General features: G+C 61.0%; 1 pseudogene. It reads right to left on the bottom strand.

Features of this window, described 5'->3' with window-relative positions:
• Positions 1-400, bottom strand: a pseudogene (locus tag J5M71_RS28295) (exodeoxyribonuclease V subunit alpha); the annotation flags it as partial.
• Positions 401-456: the final 56 nt, after the last annotated feature.

The raw sequence follows: 456 nt of genomic DNA, 5'->3' as shown, positions 1-456 counted from the left end.
CCAATGGACTGCTTGCCAGCACTTTGCACCAATGGGCTCCATCGAGCGTTTCGAGCAATTGCGAGGGAAGCAACAACACACCGCCCTGCACATCGCCTTCGGGCGGCAATGACAGTGCAAAATCCGGTGCCTTGAGTGTTTCAAACAGGTCCAGACACACATGACCATGGCCGAGCTGGTGACTGGTCAACGCCGCAGCCAGCAGCACCAACGGGTCGGTCTCGGGCTCGAGTTCATGCAGGAAAGCGACAAAGGCGCGGTCCAACGCGCGCAGCCAGCCGCGCTCAACCCAACGGCTCAGCAACAACAGCAAATCATCGGCGCGGGTCAGCGGCGAGAGTTTCGACAGGCTGTCCGCTTCCAGCGGCGTCGGCAGCAGATCGGCGAATGTGCGGCTCATAGCAGGACTCCCTGTTCCCAGGCGGGTTCGGACTTGGGTTCGGGTTTGCCTTGGAA

Origin of the sequence: Pseudomonas sp. 43(2021), assembly GCF_017490805.1 — a bacterium.
Lineage (GTDB): Bacteria > Pseudomonadota > Gammaproteobacteria > Pseudomonadales > Pseudomonadaceae > Aquipseudomonas.
This window is presented reverse-complemented; position numbering and strand designations above follow the sequence as displayed.